This is a genomic window from Clostridium sp. CM042, assembly GCF_055080995.1.
This window is the reverse complement of record NZ_CM143646.1, coordinates 3,624,362-3,644,433: the sequence shown is the minus strand read 5'-3', so window position 1 is coordinate 3,644,433 and position 20,072 is coordinate 3,624,362. Positions and strand designations below refer to the sequence as shown.

Here is a 20,072-nt window from a genome sequence, read left to right as displayed (position 1 = left end):
TTGAATGTAACCAGTACTTCACTATCATATATGTTTTTTGCAATTTCTATAGTAACATTTATATTTTTCTTGTATTACAAATTTCTAGTAATTAACACAGGGGATAAAAGTAAAAGACGAGATAAGATTATTGGATCAATGAAAGACCCTGAGCATTGGAGACACGGAAATAACATCATGGCTTTTATTTCTCTATTTTGGGCCATAATATCACAAAGTGCGTTTATTTATATAAAATTTTTCTATAAATCAGGATTAGTTTCAATTATATATGTTTTTATCTATTTAGTTCTTATCGCACTAAGTGTTTTATTTTTCATTAAGCAAAACAAAGTTGCACGCAGTAAATAGTATAACTACAAAACAGTAATAATTTATTTCTTATTACTGTTTTGTAAAATTTCAATAAAGCTTTTAATAATTTGCGCTGTAAAACCCCATATCTTATATTTATTATATTCATAAAAATACTCATCTAGATACCCTTTTCTAAACTTATAGTCTTTTCCTCCATTTATTAAATGAAAAGGAAAACCCTCTTGGTTTATTGGACCTATCTCCATTCTATAAAGCAGGGGTTCATTTTCAAAAAAAAATTTTAATGGAACTTTAAAAACGTGATCTACTTCATCCTCATTAGGATTTATTTCACCATATTTTAGTTTGCCTACAAAAGCATATAGCAAGTTACCATAAGGGCTTATATAATAATCCATATCCCCTATAATTTCAATTTGATCTCTTTCTAAATTTAATTCTTCCATAGTTTCTCTTATAGAAGTTTCTCTTGGATTTTCATCTAGTTCCACTTTTCCACCCGGAAGACAAACATCACCTGGCTGGCTTCTTAATTTATGTGCACGCACTTCAAATACAATAGATAATTCCTCTGCATCCTCCATAAATAATATCATAACCGCACTTTCTTTAAATTCTCCAATAACCTTAGAATCTCTATTTTTAAATATTTTTTCTAGCTTATTTACCATATCTATTACCTCCTGATTCAACCTACTTATATAATATACCAAGATACTAAAATAATAAACCAAACCTTCTTTATTTTGGGTCTCACATAGCAAACATAAATAAATTGTATTAACTTCATCCTAAATACATCTTCATTAATCAATGTACCTTGTTCTTAATATCTTAAAATGATATACTTGCTTTATAATTATTAATAGATAAAGATAAAATTTAATACAAATGGAGAGATGAAAATTGAAAAGAAAAAATCGGCTTTTATTATTTACACTAGTGTTTACTTTAATCTTTTCTACAACTGTTTTAGCTGCTGTTAACCCACCAGAATTAATTGGTAAAGCTGCCATTTCTGTAGATATGGATACTAACGAAATTATTTACACCAAAAACATTGATAATAAGATGTACCCAGCAAGCATTACAAAGCTTGTTACAGCTTTGCTACTAGCTGAAAATAAAAAATCAACAGACAATTTAACTTATACAAAAACTGCAAAAGAACAACCATCTTACTCTTATAATCTAAATGTACAGCCTGTAGCAATTGGAGATACAATGTCCGCTGACAACGTAATGGATGGACTTCTTCTTTATTCGGGAAATGATATAGCCTATATGATTGCCGATAACGTTGGTCAAAATCCAACTAATTTTGCTAAAATGATGAATGACAAGGCTACGCAGCTAGGAATGAAAGGCTCTCATTTTATCACACCTAATGGTTTGGATGATAAAAATGATCAACATTATACAACCCCTTATGACTTAACTCTTTTAGGTAGAGCTGCCTATAAAAATGATTGGGTAAAAAAGTCTATGGGTAAAAAAACAAGCGTAATAAAATCTGCTAATGGAGTCGAAGCTACTGTTCAGAATAGAAATAAACTTCTTGGCATCGCTGGCAACGTAGGTGGTAAAACTGGCGTTACAGAAAAGGCTGGGAGATGCTTAGTTTCTATATACGAGCGTAATGGTCGTAAAATCATAGGCGTTGTTATGAATTCTGAGTATGATGCAAAAGATACAAAAGTCTTTGAAGATATGACAACACTAATTAACTATAGTTATGCTGCTCAAAAAGACGTACTTACTAAAAAAAGCACTGCACTAAAAACAATTTCTGTACCCTATAAGGTTATTCCATTCATAGGACCAAAAAAAACAATTAGTGTTCCATTAGAGTCAAAAGAAGATGTAACTTATTATAAAAATGATGTCACACCACAAACTTCCGCTAAAGTTTCCCTCACAAATGCATGGAAACTTAATAAAAAGACTTCTGTTGGGACATTAATTTTCAAACAAAAAGACGCTGAAAAAAGCTATAAATTATATCCAATGATCTCAAAATCTGCTCTTATTAAAGATAATATAATTATCTATGCCGCAGCTGCCATTGTACTAATCGTAGTTTTAGCATTAATTGTATTATTAATCTCTTCTATCAACAGACGTAAAAATCGTCATAGTAGAGGAATGAGATTCAAATAGTTATTTGCGGATTTAAGGACTATATTAATTAAAAAATTAATATAGTCCTTTTTTTGCTTTTGGAATAATTTTTTTGCGAGTATATTGACATTTATATCGTAATATATTAATATAAGAATATTAATATATTACAAGTTGTTATATTTTTCATTACATATAATGTATAAAACAAAGCTAAGATTAAAATTAATTGATTTTTAAAAGGAGATTTTTTTATGAATGCGAATTTTGAACAATATACAGAAATTGCTGATTTATTAAAAGCTATTGCTCACCCTGCACGAATATGTATTATTAGAGGCCTTATGAACAAGGGAAGCTGCAATGTTAGCTATATGCAGAATTGTTTAGACCTTCCTCAATCCACCGTTTCTCAGCATCTTCAAAAACTAAAATCTTTAGGAATTATCAAAGGTGAAAGAAATGGCCTACAAATTAATTATAAAATTTGTAATGAAACCATCATAAACGTAATAAATGCGATATTTCCTGATGAATCTTAAATCAAATATACGGTTCCTAATAGTATGTTATAACTAAAAGTATATATTGCTCTTAATGCACACATTTTATGCAATATATACTTTTGTTAACATACTATGAGAAAAAATATTATACATTAAAATTTCCAACATTAATAATTATAACTTATCAGGTATTCTTTTTTGCCTTCTAAAATTTAACCTACCATCTAAACTAACTAAACTTACCCCCATTATTATGATCACACATCCTATTACCTGTGAAATCGTAATAGCTTCATTTAGTATTACCCCCGCTGCAATCAGACTCATAATAGGCTGTAAATTTATATATGTAGTAATAACGGTTGCTCCAAGATCCTTTAGGCAATGTACATATATTACATACCCAATGCAAGAGCAAAAAATTGATAAAAACAATATATTTAATATAACTTTGGTAGAAGGAACTTGAAGCGTGCTAAAAAATATTGAAGGACTTAAGAATAACGATCCCCACATAATTTCATAAGTAGTTATAGTTATAACTTTATAATTCCCTTTAAAGCTACTACAAACAATGTTGTAAATTATCCAAGAAAACACTGCTCCAAGAGTCATCAAGTCTCCTATACTTCCTTTTGATAATAAGCTTACTCTTTCCTTAGATGCAACTATTATAATAATTCCAATTAAACTTAATGTGGCACCAATTATCTTCCCATAAGTAAGTTTCTCTTTATAAATTATCCTTTGAGTAAATAGAGTAAATACAGGTATAGACGCAATTAAAATTGCAACATTTGATGCAGACGTATATGCAACAGAATAGTTCTCAAGTATAAAATATATTGTTACTCCAAAGAGCCCGCCCAAGGCAAATTTAAGCTTGTCCTCTTTTAAAACTTTTTCCTTAGGGAATTTTACTTTTAATATTATAAATAAAATTATTGACGCTAACGCAAATCTATAAAATGCCGATAATGTTGCACCTACCTCTTCTGATATAACCTTTATGCTTAAATATGATAAACTCCACATAAACATTAATATTATTGCCAATACATGAGATATTTTTTTGTTTTTCAATATATCACTCCCCTTCACCTCGCATAGAAATAAATAACAACCCAATATGCAAATCTATTTTGACTTGTTACCCATATTATAGGCCTAATATTATTATATCTCAGAATTGCCAAGAATTATACCATAATTTTATTTCAAATATATAGTTACTCTAATATATTATTATGATAAGGCACATATAAAAAATAACAATTCAATATCCTAGTATGTCTATATCCCTATTTATTTTCCTGTGCATAATATATTAAATACGATTTCTGCAATTTTTATGTTGTTAATATTTCATTTCTGCAGTATTATATTATAGTATTAAAGTTTTAGCCGTTACTTATGAAATGTTTATTTATATAAATTTCATTTTATTAAAACGGAAAAATTATGTTCTCACATATGGAGGTGCCAATTTGAAAAAAGAATTTTCATTAAGTAACGATAAAGTAATGATAAATTTCACTGCAAAATACTGTAATAGTCCTGAAAAACTATTAGAAAGTGCTGGATTTCGACGGGTTTTTAACGCTTATCTTAAGAAAATAAAAAAGAAAAAATCGAATATATATAAATATTTGATCCAAAATGCACACACAGACAATGAGAATTTAGATGTTTTCATTGTACATTTATTTAAACTCTTATCTGTATTAAATTTACATGAGATTATAAATTTAAACACTAAATATAATTCCCTTATAAGTAGCAAGGATACTTTTATTGATTTTATAGAAGATTTCTATGGCTTTTGGAGAAAACTTGAAAGATACACTGTAATTCACAACAATAAAATCAATGAGGGCTTAGAGAAAACAAGCTTTGTTGAAGCTAACAATGATTTTTCAATGCTTATACTTAATTTATACAGAAAAATTGAAGAGAATGTTGTTGGCTATAAACCTAAGGTTTACAGACAACTGCCTGCAGGTGGCAATGCTGGTCTAATTGTTAACAATGTAGATTGGCCAATGCCTTCTGGATATGAACTATTAAAAGACGTTCCATTTATTGATTCAATAATACTAGATTTACCTTATATAAGCTACCCTAAAAAGAATACTCGCGATGGAATTTTTAATGAATGCTTTGAAAACCCATTGAAAAATTGTACTATAAGCACAGACCATTGGTTTTGTTATCCAGCTAAAGTAGGCACTTTACTTGCATTCATTTATATTCACAGAGATTTTATGGCCCATGCAATAACGCTATGTAACCTCTTTGAAATGGCAAGTGAAAGTGAATATAGGGGCATTAGGCCAGATATAGTTTTTGTTTTTGGTGGTAAAGATTCTTCTAGTGTTAAAAACTCTTCTTCTAAAGGCAGTACAGTATTTTATGATGATGTAGCAAATAATATTATGCTTGGCTATATAAGTTATGGCGATGAAATTGATTATTTCGGATATGTAAAAAAAATGACCTTAACACTTCATAACTTAATAATGATTAAACGAGGTTCTCTGCCAATTCATGGTGCAATGGTAAACATTATTATGAATAATGGTAACAGTGCAAATATTGTTATCATGGGTGATAGCGGTGCGGGTAAGTCTGAATGCTTAGAAGCCTTTCGAAGTTTAAGTGAAGATTATATCAGTGACATGACCATAGTCTTTGATGATATGGGCGTTTTAACTCTAAACGAAGGCGCTAAACCATTAGCCTTTGGAACTGAAATTGGCGCTTTCGTAAGACTCGATGATTTAGATGCAGGTTATGCCTTTAAAGAAATTGATAGAAGCATTTTTATGAATCCTGATAAAATTAATGCAAGACTTGTTATGCCAGTAGCAAGCTATAAAGATATTATTAAGGGATACCCCATAGATTTATTCCTCTATGCAAATAATTATGAAGAAGTAATCGGTGATATTGAAGAAATTGATTTCTTTACAAATCCTGTGGACGCTATTGATGTTTGCAAAAGAGGGTCAAGGTTGGCAAAGGGTACTACTACTGAATTAGGTCTTGTAACCTCTTATTTTGCAAACCCTTTTGGTCCTGTTCAAAAACAAGAACTAGTAGATGTACTTCTAGTGAACTATTTTGAGGAATTCTTCAAAACAGGTGTAAAAGTTGGTCAAATTAGAACCTCCTTGGGTGTAAAAGGACAAGAAAAAGATGGTCCTAAAAAAGCAGCAAAAAAACTCTTTGAATTAATTATAGAATAAGGAAGATGCAATCAGTATGAACTTTCTCCGGGAGTGACTCCAAATAAGAAGTGCAGAAACATTGAAATTCCATTTAGAAATTCTTGATTTGCCAATATAAAATTCTCGTAAGCCTGCCAGGACGGCAGGCTAGCGAACCTGAGCCAGGACGGCGAATGTGAGCGTTAGAGAATTTTATATTGGCAAAGAATTAGAATTTCTTAATGGAATTTCACGTTTCAATCTCTTATTTGGAGTCACGCAGGAGAAAGTTCATACTATTATGCACCCCTATTTCATCTCTTTTTCAATAACATCGGTTAATTTTTTACATGGGATAACCTTTAAGTTCTTAAATTTAACCCCCGCCTTTAAACAATTTTGAGGTATATAAGCCTTTTTAAACCCCATCCTGTCTACTTCTTTTAGTCTTTGCTCTAAAGATGGGACTTTTTTTAATTCACCAGTAAGACCCAGTTCTCCAATAAATACTGTATCTGTAGCTATTCCATGATTAAGCGTAGAAGATGCAATGCTCATAACTACAGCAAGATTCACCGATGTTTCAGTTAGTTTAAGACCCCCTGTTGCTTTTATAATAACATTCTTATCATAAAGCCCTATTCCTCCCCTTTCTTCAAGAATAGAAATAAGGGTTCCCAGTTGTTCCTTCCTTGAAAAACACTCACTTAACCTGCTTGGGTAAGGAGTAAAAGATTTAGATACAAGACTTTCTATTTCTATAACGATGGGTCTTGTTCCATCCTTTATAACAGCTAAAGCACTTCCTGGAACTAACTCATCTCTTTTGGTCATAAAAAACTCAGAAGGGTCAGTAATCTCTTCCATTCCTACGTCCGAAAGCCTAAACATACCACTCTCTTCCGTATTTCCGAAACGGTTTTTTTTACTTACCAAGTGTTTTAGCTCTTCTCCATCTTCTCCCTCAATATATAATACAGTATCTACTAAATGTTCTAATATGCGTGGTCCTGCCATCTCATCTGCCTTTGTCATTTGCCCAACCAGAAAAACAGCTCTTGGTCTCTCTGGATTTTTTGCTCTATCCTTCAAAGCTGTGGCACATTCAATTACTTGAGTAGGAGAACCCGCCCTCGAACTTGAATATTCATCCAAAGTGAATGTTTGAATACTGTCAAGTATTATTAAATCAGCATCGACAGTTTCTATATGTTGTAATATTTCATCTAACTTTGTATCTGAAACAACCCAAAAGTTATCAGCTATCTCTTTTACTGTTCTGTCAGCTCTATTTTTAATTTGGCTATTACTTTCCTCTCCAGACGCATATAAAATTTTATATCCTTTTAATGACAGTGAATTTGCTAATTGTAGCAAAAGTGTAGACTTTCCCGCCCCTGGGGGAGCCGATATAATAGTCACACTATCTCTAACTATTCCTCCACCCATAACTCTATCAAACTCTGAAACTCCAGTAATTATTCTGTCACTGCTCGCCTGTACAACCGCCTTAAGTTTTGTAGGTTTAGTTGTTGTTACCATACTATTTAAGGTATTTGATTTAGCTAAGCCCGCCTTAACAACTTTCTCTTCATATGAATTCCATGCACCGCAATCATTACATTTACCCATCCATTTTGGAGCATGTGACCCACACTCTTTACAAATATAGATTATTTTATCTTTTGCCAATTAGAATCATCTCCCTATTGTTATTTTCTTTCAGCTCCCTCCGCTTTCGAATTTTTGTAAAACTCACTTGCCATATCAAAATTGCTTTTAAGCCTTTGTCCATTATTTAGTTTAAGTACTCTATCATTATTTTTGATAATATAATTTTCAAGCTTTTCCATGTACAAATCTCCAGCTATTTCTTTTTGAGTAACCATGGTTAATCCTTTTTCCCAACTAGCTGTTAACTCTGGATTTAAAAGCGTGGGGATAGAATTTTTCACTACATCATAGATAATTTCTCCAAGTAGAGTAGGCATAACTACTTGTGTTTTATTATTAGATTTAATGTATTCTATTTTTTCAAGCTTCGTTAAAATTCCTGAACGAGTGGCACTTGTACCAATACCCGACCCTTTTATATGTTCCCTTAGTTCTTCATCTTCAATTAGCTTACCCGCATTTTCCATAGCTATAATTATTGAACCTGTAGTAAACCTTTTAGGAGGAGAAGTTTTACCTTCTTTTACAACTAAATCTTCAAGTTCTACACTTTGACCTTTTTTTAATGTGCTCAAAAATTTCATATTTGTGCTTTCACTCTCATTGCTATCCCTATCTGGTTTTAAAACCTCTAAATATCCAAGTTCGATGCACACCTTATCTGAGGTGAAAAATCTTTCCTTGTCAATTTTTGTTATAACAGAAACCTTACTATAGACAGCCGGCGGATAGAATATTGCCAAAAACCGTCGTAGCACTAAATTATAGATTTTCTTTTGTAGTTCATTTAGCGCCGAATAGTTTTGAAGGCCTTCACCTGTTGGAATAATAGCATAATGATCGGTTATTTTGCTATCATCAACATACTTTGTTTTAGCTAAATTAGTGTACCATTTTTTTTCTATAATATGCTGAGCTATATTTTTGATCTCTGTATTTCCATTTAAATTTGTTAATTTTTTTATATTACTATTTATTTCTTTTGCCACTGCTGTAGACAATACCCTAGCATCCGTTCTTGGATATGTAAGCATTTTCTTCTCATATAATGCTTGAATGTGACTAAGCGTTTGTTCTGGATTTATTTTGAATTTTTTAGAACACTCATTTTGTATTTCTGCTAAATTAAAAAGAAGCGGTGCATTTTTGTTCTCTTTTTTCTTAGTAATGTTTTCAACATACGCTTTACCATCTATACTAGAATCCCTAAGTTCTCCTATTAGCTTTTCTGCCGTTTCCTTAGTTTTAAATCCGCCTTCATTGTAAAGCATAGGTGAGTCAAAATACTTAGAACCTTCTACCGCTTTCCATTCTCCCTCATAATTACAACCTTCATCCACCTTAAAGCTGACCATAATCTTAAAAAAAGGAGTAACAACAAACTCGCGAACTTCTCTTTCCCTTTGAACTACCATTCCAAGCACACAAGACATTACTCGTCCCACAGCAATAACTATATAATTTTTCCCAAGATAATTGCTTACAGTTTTTCCATAGACTAAACTTAAAAGCCTTGAAAAATTAATCCCCATTAGATAATCCTCTTTTGCTCTTAAATAAGCAGCTTCCGATAAATTATCATACTCACTCAAATCCTTAGCTTCTTTAACTCCTCGAATAATCTCCGCTTCCGTTTGTGAATCTATCCACACTCTTCGTTTTTGCTTATTAGGACTCCCCGCCATTTCATCTACTAATCTATATATGTACTCCCCTTCTCGCCCGGAATCTGTACAAACATAAATTCTATCAATATCTTCGCGTATTAATTGGCTCTTAACTATACTAAATTGTTTTTTCACTCCGTCTATAACTTCATATTTATACTTTTTAGGTAAAAATGGTAAAGTATCCAAAGACCATTTTTTAAGTTTTACATCATATTTTTCAGGGTAGCTCATAGTAACAAGATGTCCCACACACCATGTAACAACAGCTTTGTCAGACTCTATATATCCATCAAACTTTCTACCATTTATTTTTAAGACTTTGGCAAATTCCGCAGCAACACTTGGTTTCTCTGTAATAAATAACGCCTTACTAATAATTACCACTTCACTTTCCATTAAATCATCTCCTGCGGAGCTGAAGTATTAACAAATTCTATAATACATGCTCTAATAATTGCATTAAGCAATCTATTATACCATTTTTCACGTACCTATTTCAAAGGAAATACACTTATAGTTCTTTTAGATATTTTTTTAGATCTCCCCCTGTGCTTTTTTCAAATTTACCCTTATCTAATTCGAAATATTGTGCCTGTGGCTCTAGATCATTTATTAACTCTACCAAGGTTGCATGACAAGTAAGCACAAAAATTTGATGCGATTTTGAAAGCTGTACTAATGCCTTAACTGTGTTTTTTGTATGTGCAATATCAAAATTAACAAAGGAATCGTCTAAAATCACTGGTAAACTTGGCTTTATTTCTTTTATTCTACTTATACGGACTGCCAGAAATAATTGTTCTTTTGTGCCCCTGCTTAACTCTCTTGAACTCTCCTTAACACTTTCATCTCGTAATACAGTTTTAAAGTCTCCCTGCATTAAATCGTCCTGTGGCATAATATCTTTATATTCCCCAGAAGTTATTTCACTTAGAATATCACTAGCTCCTTTTAATAGCTTATCCTTGGTACTTTCTAAAAATCTTTCTCTGATTTTTTCGAGTAATAAAGCTGCTGTATTATAAACAGCATATTTTTCTGCAAGCGGCCGCAAGTGGCTTCTTGCCTGTCTAATTTCTTTATCATATTGCACTAACATCTCATCAGAATTTAAGGCTAGAAGTTCATCTTTTAAAGTTTGTTTTTCATTCTTTAAAAGATCCAATTGACCTACCAATTCTTTAATTTCAGCGTTTAAACTCTCATATTCATAAGTGAGTTCGTAAGTGTTGATATATTTCTTATATAAATTTTCAAGGATTTTCAATAGATTTGCATCATCAGTGGATTCATCATCACTGGATGCTGATGCTGCTGCTGCTGCTTCTCCTCTTCCATCATACAATATTTTTTTTATACGCTGGCTTTTTACCGCTTGCAATAACTTCCCCTGAATAATTTTTAATTCATTCTGCTTATTTAAATATTTTATATACTTTTCTCCCTGACTTATATACTTTTCTATATTTAAAACTATATTCTCTAAGCAATCTTTTCCAATAAACCCCAATATTTCATTCTCTACCATGTTTAATTTTAAGCAACTTTCATGGGCTTTTTCGCCCAGTATCAAGTACTTATATAAATCCTCTAACTTTAGTAGCATTCCACTACAAATATTTTCAATATTATCTAAATTTATTTTTTCTGGATTTTTAGTATTAAATTCAGTAAATTTTTTAAGCACCTCATCAATACTACTTAAAGATTCATTAAGAGTATTAAAGTGACTGCTTAGCTTTTTCTTTAATAAATAATACTCCGATATTTCATCCTTTAAATAAGACACTGTTTTAAAATAATCTTTGATACCTTCTGCCGAGACTCTTCCATCAAGCTTTAGAATATCCCTATACTCGTCCATTATGTTGTTTAGTTCTCTTAAACTTTCATCTAAGTTTTTTATTTCCTGGGAATTATTACCGATATCAACAGACCTATTGTCTATTTGAGTTTTAATTTCTATATTTCTATTTATAATTAGTTTGCTATTTGAGTAATTTATAAACAAATATAGGGCTGATCCTATTGCCCCCATTATTATTAGTGAACACCCAAGCAATTTATCTATAAAAAATAATACCAATCCTAAAATCATAAAAGATACTGTAAGATAAAAATACTTTTTCATATAAGTTGCAGAATCGCAGGTTACTATTTGTTTTTCTAAGATTTCTCTTTGAATTTTGATTTCTTCAATTCTTTTATCACAAACTGCTCTATCGTATTCTGCCTTTTTAAATTTTTCAATATTCTGTATTAAAATACATTGTTGCACCTCATCACAATTAATCTCTGAAACATCTTTAAAACTAGACCAGTTATCATTTGATTTTTTAATTTTATTCATTAGTGACTGTGTTTTCTCATAATACTCATTTTTTACACTTAGTAGGTTCTTGTTCATTTCCTTAATGCCTGATATTCCATTATAAAAATCACTAATTAAAGCCTTGCTACCTAAAAGTAATTCTTTCATAGGTTTCTCTGTAGCTATTTCCCTTTGAAATTCATTGTTGTCATTATTGTACTGTTCTAACTCTTTAATATATTGGATTTTTAGAGTCTTTGCTTTCTCTATATTATATTCCTTTATATCGCTATGACTAAAAAAATATGTTTGAAGCTCCTCCTCAAGATTTTTTCTTTCTTGGTTCAGCTCGTAATTGTGCCTTAAAATGTCTAATTTAATTATATTATTATTGCTATTTTCAAGCTGCTTCTCCTTTGAAATTATGCTAGCCTGAAGATAGGATAAGCTATTTTTCTTTTCAGCAAAAGTATCTAACATGGATATGGATTTTTTCCTTCCCTCTACACCTTTTTTAATATTCTCCGTGAAGGGCTTAAACATTTTAGTTGATGGATTTCCACGAGTTCCACCAATTGCATTAGCTTTTTCCCTTAACTCTTTAGCAACTCCAGGAATTTTTACAATATGCTTAAAACCTGCACCCAGTAGCATAGACTGTAGATTACTATCTTCCTTTCCCGAGCTCTTATTGAGCTCATCAAGACTTATGGTAAAGAGTTCTCTGTAGGCTGCTTTATCTATATTGTATAACCCTTTATTAGCTTTATTGTCTGTAGCATTATTATAAACTATCTCCGGATTACTAAATCCTTTTAAAAGTACATTTACGTCATGTCCATCATCTAATAATAAATCACATCGTACATCGTATTGGAATTTGGCTGGAGGTAGATTGCTATTATTTGAAAAACCAAACGGGATATTTCTAAGCACCTGCATTAAGCTAGTTTTACCAGATCTATTTGCTCCACCAACAACTATTATGCCGCCACCCAAGCCTTCCAGTTTTTCACCTTGAAACACTCCAAAATCTCTAATATCTAGCTGTGTTATTTTCAAATTCTCACCACCCCTACATTATTTCTAAAGCTTCTGCCAATTTTTCAATAAGCAATTCTCTAGCTTGTGATATAATATCCTGCATAATTTCTTCATCAAAATCAAATTTATCTTCATCTATATTTTCTGTATAAATTTGTTTTTTCCAAATGGATCCCCAATTTTTCGCAAGTTGGTTTTTATGCTCAGGGTCCTCAGTATACAAGTTAATTATTTCATCTAAATCCTTAAAAATAGAGTTTTGCATTTTTAGACTTTCAAAATCCTGCATAAGTGGTTTGGTTCTAAATATTATGGAATCTATCCACAGAAAATATTTTTGGGCGACCAGTTCTTCATTTATATCCTCTATAAACTGCTTATAATCATCTTCCGTCATGTTATTTATATCACCGTGCATATCTGTTCTTCCTTTTATTATAAGCTTCACAATATAGCCTTTAAATTCATCCAATAGATCTTCGTTTAAAGGCGTACTTTCCTTAGAATATCTATCTTCCTTGAAAGGAACAATCTCACTATAAATTTCAGGAAGACTATATGTTAAACCACTTACCTCACTGTAAATTGCTCGAAGTAAATCACTATAATTTTCTATTTTATTCTCATCACTTATTATTACTTCTACCCTTTTATATATAACTGTTGCTATAGGGATGAATTCCATATGGATAATTTCTTTCTTGCATGCTGTAACTAAGAAAACCCCACCTACTCCCTGTTCTCCCATATCACGCCCTTGAGGAATCCCTGGGAAAGCTATAATAGGTTTCATAGTGCTTAAAATACTTAGTTTATGAATATGACCTAGAGCCCAATAATCTATATTAGGTACCAGCTTAAGTTCCTCCAAAGTGCAAGGAACATAATTTTTATTATCCCCCTCTAAAGCCGTATGTAGCATTGCAACATTAAAAACATCATTATCCACTAAATAGTTTTCATATATTTTTTCTCTTTCGGATCGATGCTTATAAGATTTCCCAATAATTTTTGCTATAACTTTCCCTTCTTTGTATACCTCAATACTCTCTGCTTTATCAGAACTTAATATATGAACATTTTGGGGCATAGCAAACAATTCCTGTGCATCATTTATAGCATCGTGATTACCGTAAATAGCATATACACTTATATCTTTTTCGTTTAGTCTTTCGCATTGATTAATAAAAAAACTATTTCCTCTTACGGATCTTAAATAGCTATCATAAACGTCTCCACAAAGTAATATAAAATCTACCTTATATGAAATAGCTTTATTACATATCCTTTCAAAGGCATCATAGACAGCGTCTTTACACAAGTCTTTAATTTCCTCCTGCGGGTTTCCATTTATATTAAGAAAGGAACCTAAATGCAAGTCTGCAGCATGAATAAATCGAAATGTTCCACTCATTACTTTACCACCACCTAATATAGATTTTACCATAAAAACCAAAAGTATATATTACTACCACTCCATTAAGATTTTATTATTTACTACAATATAAAAAAATTTTAAGCTATAATATATTTATACAGATTTTAAGGGGGTTATTAAAATGAGGTTTATAGATTTAAGAAGTGATACAGTAACACAGCCTACACAAAATATGAGACAAGCTATGTTCACAGCTGAAGTTGGGGATGATGTTTATGGCGATGATCCAACTGTAACCGAGCTAGAAGAGTACGCTGCTAAACTTGTTGGAAAAGAAGCTGCACTATTTGTACCAAGCGGTACAATGGGTAATCAACTAGCACTTTTTACTCATTGCACTAGGGGGAATGAGGTAATTCTTGGTGATGATTGCCATATAGTAATGCATGAAGTTGCTGGTGCATCAATAATTGCTGGGGTTCAGCTTAGGACTCTAATGAGCAATAAGGGCGAATTAGATCCTAAAGAAATTGAATCTAAAATCAGAAAAGAGGAAGAAGACATTCATTATCCTAGTACAGGCCTTATATGCGTAGAAAATGCCCATTCCTTCGGTACAGTAATACCTCTAAGTACAATGAAAAAAATTTATACCTTGGCAAAAAATCATGAAGTACCTGTTCACTTAGATGGAGCAAGGCTTTTTAACGCTTCTGCTTACTTAGATGTGGATGCACAAGAAATTACTAAGTATTGTGATTCTGTTATGTTTTGCCTATCAAAATCTCTTTGTGCACCGATAGGTTCTATGCTTGCGGGTAGTAAAAATTTTATTGATAAGGCAAGAAAGAAAAGAAAAGTTTTAGGTGGAGGTTTAAGGCAATCTGGTATTTTAGCTGCGGCAGGCCTTGTAGCACTTTGTGAAATGATTCCACAACTTAAAATAGATCACAAAAATGCTATAGTTTTAGGCGAAGAATTGTCAAAAATCCCTGGCATAGTAGTAAATAAAGAAGATATCCATATTAATATGGTATTCTTCGATATAAGGAGTACTGGATTTAGTAGCGATAACTTAGTAGAGAAATTCTACAATAGAGGAATAAAAATTAATGGAGAAGAAGATGGGTTAATGCGGTTTGTTACTCACAATTGGATTTCTGAAAAAGATGTTGAATTTGTTATAGCCTCTCTGAAAGAAATTCTTACTCTAGGCTAATTTTTATAATTTTTTTATTATGCCACATAGTATAATAAAAAAAAAAAAGCATACAATAATCTTAGTAGATGATTTATTATGGTTGAGTCTAGAGTGCTTGTAGGCTGGAAATGGCTTTAGAGTATTCGGCCAAAGGTGTATGCGAGATCTGCTAAGGTTTTGTATATGCCGGCGGGAAGATTATTATGGGTTCTTAACAGCTGTATATGTGCCTAACCGTATATATATGGTTCTCCCGGATGTGTAATATTCGAGCTAAGATGATATAGGTTGCCGCAGGTTTTATTAACTTATAACTAGGGGTTATTCTTAATCGAGAGATTGTTTTTGGCTCCCAAGGTGTTCTATATTGTCGAGCAAAGATGTATATATGTGCTGTAATGCTTGTATGTTGTTGAGAGATTACAAATGGGTGTGTAGGTATGTATATGGGTTGTAGCGAAGACTGTTCTAAGTTGTCAAATAGTCCCTAGGGTTAAAAGGCAAGTTATTAGGTACATGAAAATAAATAACAAATCAAATAGGCTAGCATATTGACTTGTTATTTGTTTAAATGTATTTATAAGACACTTGTCTTTTTTGTTTTTCAGTAAATTAAAAATCTAAAACCTTTTGAATATTATTTTTTTATCATTTCTTTATTTTCACTCATAGGTTTACTAACATCATAATGACCTTTGAAAGTGTCTACCTTTTTTCCGTCAACAAGAAATTGAACCTTTGTTATTCCTAATTCCTTATCTAAAACTAATGTGTTTATTATTGAAAACAAAGCCATTCCCTCACCTGCAGAGCCACCCTGCATTTCCTCACTTAAGTTACCTTTAAAATCAACATAAGCTATATGTTCTTTAATCTTCACATCTAGTACTTGTGCTTCAACAGGCAATGTTGCATACAATTTTCCTGCTCCTTCACTCTTTACACTAGGTCCTTTTACTAATTCCTCTACAATAGACTTAGCTGTAGACTTTGCTATATTTCTTTTCTCCCCTACTAAGTACATAGCTTGATCATCACTAAAATACAGTACCACTTCACTACTTTTAGGTTCTACTTTAGTATCTGCTTTAGTTTCTACTTTAGTAACTGCTTTTGGCTCCTCCTTTTTCACCTCAGATTTTCCACAAGCGGCCAATGTAAAGATTAATACACTACATAATATTATTGAAAGAATCTTCTTCATTTTTGTCACCTTCCTATTTATATAATTAGCAATTATTTCTAAATTATATCATAAATTATGATGTTATGTGACATTTTTTTCAAAAATTAGTTTCTCTAATTGTACATACCATTTAGAATAGGCATTTCCATATCCATCTCTATAAGTACCTTTTGAATCCTTCACCATAACTGTTGCTCTTTTATTTATTTTATAAATGAACCCATTATATTTTTTACCTGCATTCACAAAACTCACCTTTTGTCCTATTATTAAACCGTATTTTTGTGAACTTATCTCCTTTTGACTTGGCAATTGGTGATACACATCCGTATGAGCAAATAAGTTATTAACCATAGTTTTAAACCTAATTTTTTTGCAACTAGATTCTTTATAAATATGTAGTTCAATTAAATGGCATAATTCGTGTTCTAATACTATTTGGAATGCCTCTAAGGAATCTTTTGTATTTATACCAGAAACTATTTTGTCTCTGTCTACCTTATAATACTGAAAAAAGAATTTTATTCCCATCCTGATTTCATAACTTTCTTGTGTTTCGTGCAATAGTTTTATCTTTCTACTATACATAGTTTTTCCTGCAGCAGAAGTCATCCTTGTCGATAATGAAAAAATTAAGCTTCCTTTGAAGCTTTTACTAAAGTAATCATAAAAAAATTCTTCATCATACAAATAGAATAAAATTTTCAAATCCTCATTTGACATGCATTGTATATTTCCATTCTTCACATTAATAGATCTTACTATAAATTTCTTTCTTATGCTATTTCTTTTTTCAATTATTTCTGACCTGCCATACTCTAAATCTTTTATATTTCCATTTATCATTACCTTACTTCCTTATTCTTAGGTTGATTCAAAAAAACAAGTAGTCAGTATATCCTAACTACTTATTTATTTCCATGTGCCTAATACTTAAAACTCTAATGAATTTTAAACAGTTTTTAAAATAGCGGTGTCAATTATAAAATTAAGTGTATCTTTAGGCTCACTAGAACTTTCCCTTAACCTATTAATAAATTCTTCTTGCATTTCAATTACATCAACATTCTGCAATTCAAATTTTTCTTTGATTTCATTAATTTTCTTATCAATATTTTCTTTGTGAAAAGATAGTGCTATATTTTTTTTAATAGCCAATTTAAAAACTAACAATAAATTTAGGTATTCTTCTTTGTTTATTTCTAAATCGTTCTTTCCTAGTGCTCCATTTAAAAACTCTATAGATTTATTTAATTGATTAGTATACTTCTTAGTGTCTTCACTGCCTATGATAAATGCTAGTATAGCTTTTACAGTGTATTTTATATTTTTTTCTAATTTATCTTCCACATTAATGCCAAAAGCTCCACTGGCAAATTGGTTCGATGCCAAAACTCTTAATAATTCATTTCTTTGAAAATTAGCATATTTATCATTTCCTTCTTTTAGTTTTAATAAATCTTTATAATAAAATGCTGTTGATTCAGAGTCTTCATCTAAACCTTCACAGGAAATTCCTAGCTTTTTCGTGGTTTTAACAGGTAAAATCTCTCTTATCCTTATTCCTATTATTGGATCTTCCATCTCTTCATAAAGAATAAAGGAAGTTTCTTTGCAAATTATACCAACCTTTTTAGAAATTTCAACAATTTTATTGTTCATTGCCTCCCGAAGTTCCCCTCTTTCATACTTGACTCTATGTTGAAGCGATTCTATACGTTTTTTGTACCACATTTTTTCAATTAGATTTACATTTTCTTCTAGTTCAAGTTCATTAAGCATAATTGTTCTTTGAACTCTATTGTTACCAACTTTTCCTTTTACGGTTACAACTCCGCCCACTTCTCCTTTAATTTTAGCAAAAATTGAAAATGGTTCTTTATCATACATATATTCAATAGTTCTTGGGAATGTTGTTTCCACATTCATTTTACCCCAATCAATTTCAATGTCAGTAATTTGAGGATTTTTGATTCTATTAAATTGTCTAAGAACCTTATCTTCAATTCTCTCATCAGTGGAAATAACTTCTGCGGCACCATAACTAATACGAGCTAACTTGTTTATGAAATAGCTGTTTACTGAAGTATCTATTCCAAAAGGAAATATTCGGCTTTCTTTAATATTCTCTTCCACAAAATTTAATATTTCTTTTTCATTTTCAACCACATCATCTGTAAATAAGAATATTATATTTTCCTCTTTTTCACTTTTCCCAAGTAGTGCATACTTTATTGCATCAAAAATTACTGCATCTTTTTCTGCTATAAGTTCTTCAATCCACTTGCTAGCATTACTTAAATTTTCTTCGTTAAAATCAACTTTGGTCTCTTTAGAGAAGTAATTAAGCTTATCTCCAAAAGCTGCAATATTAAAGGTATCTCCTAGTTTTAAATTTCTTAAACATAGTTGAAGTGCATTTTTACCCTCTATTAACTTATCTTCATCCATTGATATATCTAGCAGTAATATATAATTTTCTCCAGTTGATTTTTGTTCTATTTCAATGTCCGGTATAAATCTTAAATATAAAATCCCCTTATCGTCTCTCGGATAATCATATATCATTCCTGTAGTTTCTACTTTTTCTTGCTCTTCTAGTATGATTTCTAAATCTTTATCCATTTTTTGATTTTTTCCATCTAACGTTACTTTATATAAATTATTCTCTTCATATTCAACCTTGAGTTTATGGGAAGAACATTTAAATTTTAATTTTGTTAAAGATTCAACTAATAGGCTTAAAGTGAACTTATAATTTTTATTACTGTCACCATCTTCATGAAGCAGTAATGTATTATTAGTAGAAAGATTTATTGGAGTTATTATAGTTGGAATAATTAATTTTAAGTTTCTATTTTCATAACTAAGTTCTTCCATATAAGACACTTTAATTTTTACAACTTCATTAGGGATTATCTTGCCAATAAATATTCTAACTATATTATCTTTAAATTCTTCCAGCATAAAAGTGTTATTACCTTTTCCCTTAACATTCTCATATAGCTTATTTGCTTCTTCCTTATCTTGTATTAATCCCTTTATAGTCCTCCCACCAAGCACTGCTTCAAAACCTGATATAACGGCTCCATCTGGAATTGGGAAAGTATAAATTGCTTCTACATTATTGCTTCCTTTATTCTCATATACATGGTCAATAGTATATTCAGCAAATTCACCACATAAATTTCCCCTTATATTAACCTCTTTTAAAATTATATTATTTTTCAATTCTTTTTTATGTTTATTTTTATTAATAGACATTGTATCCCTCCTGATTTTAATACCAAAATCTTTACAGAATTTTTAAAATATTATATATATATATTATCATTAATATCAAAATTAGTCTTTGACTTTTGCAACAATTTTATTATTAAAGACATTTCAGAAGAAAGTTATACTAGTTCTATAAATTTTCGTCTTTTCCCCCAAAAACATCACCTGTTATGCT

General features: G+C 31.0%; 14 protein-coding genes. 5 read left to right on the top strand and 9 right to left on the bottom strand.

Going from position 1 to position 20,072, the window contains the following annotated elements:
* Entirely contained in the window at positions 1-351 is a 351-nt protein-coding gene (locus ACWJJ7_RS17295) for a hypothetical protein (protein WP_462963188.1), read from the top strand.
* A 23-nt stretch (positions 352-374) separates the two neighbouring features.
* On the opposite strand, the gene ACWJJ7_RS17290 is transcribed toward ACWJJ7_RS17295, so the two are convergent.
* Complete coding sequence (locus ACWJJ7_RS17290) at positions 375-989, bottom strand: NUDIX hydrolase (RefSeq protein WP_462963187.1); 615 nt, start codon at positions 987-989, stop codon at positions 375-377.
* Between the two features lie 235 nt (positions 990-1,224).
* Here ACWJJ7_RS17290 and ACWJJ7_RS17285 point away from each other — a divergent pair, with 235 nt between their 5' ends.
* Complete coding sequence (locus ACWJJ7_RS17285) at positions 1,225-2,478, top strand: D-alanyl-D-alanine carboxypeptidase family protein (RefSeq protein ID WP_462963186.1); 1,254 nt, start codon at positions 1,225-1,227, stop codon at positions 2,476-2,478.
* 215 nt (positions 2,479-2,693) lie between these two features.
* Positions 2,694-2,981 (top strand): ArsR/SmtB family transcription factor, encoded by a 288-nt coding sequence (locus tag ACWJJ7_RS17280; RefSeq protein ID WP_462963185.1) that lies wholly within the window; start codon positions 2,694-2,696, stop codon positions 2,979-2,981.
* 138 nt (positions 2,982-3,119) lie between these two features.
* Here ACWJJ7_RS17280 and ACWJJ7_RS17275 read toward each other — a convergent pair whose 3' ends face one another.
* The gene (locus tag ACWJJ7_RS17275) at positions 3,120-4,028 is read right to left on the bottom strand and encodes a DMT family transporter (protein ID WP_462963184.1); all 909 of its coding nucleotides are present in this window, start codon (positions 4,026-4,028) and stop codon (positions 3,120-3,122) included.
* 404 nt (positions 4,029-4,432) lie between these two features.
* On the opposite strand from ACWJJ7_RS17275, the gene ACWJJ7_RS17270 reads away from it, so the two are divergent.
* Positions 4,433-6,193 carry a phosphoenolpyruvate carboxykinase gene (locus ACWJJ7_RS17270; RefSeq protein ID WP_462963183.1) on the top strand — a complete coding sequence of 587 codons (1,761 nt, stop codon included), beginning with the start codon at positions 4,433-4,435 and terminating at the stop codon, positions 6,191-6,193.
* 270 nt (positions 6,194-6,463) lie between these two features.
* Here ACWJJ7_RS17270 and radA read toward each other — a convergent pair whose 3' ends face one another.
* The 4 genes from radA to ACWJJ7_RS17250 form a co-directional block, all read right to left on the bottom strand.
* The gene (radA, locus tag ACWJJ7_RS17265; protein WP_462963182.1) at positions 6,464-7,846 is read right to left on the bottom strand and encodes a DNA repair protein RadA; all 1,383 of its coding nucleotides are present in this window, start codon (positions 7,844-7,846) and stop codon (positions 6,464-6,466) included.
* A 20-nt stretch (positions 7,847-7,866) separates the two neighbouring features.
* Positions 7,867-9,873: a DNA topoisomerase gene (locus ACWJJ7_RS17260; RefSeq protein WP_462965033.1), complete on the bottom strand. Its 2,007-nt coding sequence runs from the start codon at positions 9,871-9,873 to the stop codon at positions 7,867-7,869.
* 136 nt (positions 9,874-10,009) lie between these two features.
* Positions 10,010-12,871 (bottom strand): ATP-binding protein, encoded by a 2,862-nt coding sequence (locus tag ACWJJ7_RS17255; RefSeq protein WP_462963181.1) that lies wholly within the window; start codon positions 12,869-12,871, stop codon positions 10,010-10,012.
* Positions 12,872-12,884: 13 nt separating this feature from the next.
* Positions 12,885-14,300, bottom strand: a complete 1,416-nt coding sequence (locus tag ACWJJ7_RS17250; protein ID WP_462963180.1) for a metallophosphoesterase family protein — start codon at positions 14,298-14,300, stop codon at positions 12,885-12,887.
* A 112-nt stretch (positions 14,301-14,412) separates the two neighbouring features.
* On the opposite strand from ACWJJ7_RS17250, the gene ltaE reads away from it, so the two are divergent.
* On the top strand, positions 14,413-15,450 hold the full coding sequence (gene ltaE / locus ACWJJ7_RS17245; RefSeq protein ID WP_462963179.1) for a low-specificity L-threonine aldolase: 1,038 nt from the start codon (positions 14,413-14,415) through the stop codon (positions 15,448-15,450).
* Between the two features lie 619 nt (positions 15,451-16,069).
* Here ltaE and ACWJJ7_RS17240 read toward each other — a convergent pair.
* From ACWJJ7_RS17240 to ACWJJ7_RS17230, 3 genes are all read right to left on the bottom strand, one after another.
* Positions 16,070-16,636, bottom strand: coding sequence for a GerMN domain-containing protein (locus tag ACWJJ7_RS17240; RefSeq protein WP_462963178.1), 567 nt, complete (start codon positions 16,634-16,636; stop codon positions 16,070-16,072).
* 63 nt (positions 16,637-16,699) lie between these two features.
* A complete protein-coding gene (locus tag ACWJJ7_RS17235; protein ID WP_462963177.1) occupies positions 16,700-17,464 on the bottom strand; it encodes a hypothetical protein in 765 nt (254 codons plus the stop codon).
* 105 nt (positions 17,465-17,569) lie between these two features.
* Positions 17,570-19,882, bottom strand: coding sequence for a VIT and vWA domain-containing protein (locus ACWJJ7_RS17230; protein ID WP_462963176.1), 2,313 nt, complete (start codon positions 19,880-19,882; stop codon positions 17,570-17,572).
* Between the last annotated feature and the right edge of the window lie 190 nt (positions 19,883-20,072).

Excerpts from the sequence above, each read along its gene's own strand:
- ACWJJ7_RS17235 (WP_462963177.1), bottom strand. The coding sequence starts at position 17,464 with ATGATAAATGGAAATATAAAAGATTTAGAGTATGGCAGGTCAGAAATA.
- ACWJJ7_RS17250 (WP_462963180.1), bottom strand. The coding sequence starts at position 14,300 with ATGGTAAAATCTATATTAGGTGGTGGTAAAGTAATGAGTGGAACATTT.
- ACWJJ7_RS17290 (WP_462963187.1), bottom strand. The coding sequence starts at position 989 with ATGGTAAATAAGCTAGAAAAAATATTTAAAAATAGAGATTCTAAGGTT.
- ltaE (WP_462963179.1), top strand. The coding sequence starts at position 14,413 with ATGAGGTTTATAGATTTAAGAAGTGATACAGTAACACAGCCTACACAA.
- ACWJJ7_RS17240 (WP_462963178.1), bottom strand. The coding sequence starts at position 16,636 with ATGAAGAAGATTCTTTCAATAATATTATGTAGTGTATTAATCTTTACA.
- ACWJJ7_RS17280 (WP_462963185.1), top strand. The coding sequence starts at position 2,694 with ATGAATGCGAATTTTGAACAATATACAGAAATTGCTGATTTATTAAAA.
- ACWJJ7_RS17230 (WP_462963176.1), bottom strand. The coding sequence starts at position 19,882 with ATGTCTATTAATAAAAATAAACATAAAAAAGAATTGAAAAATAATATA.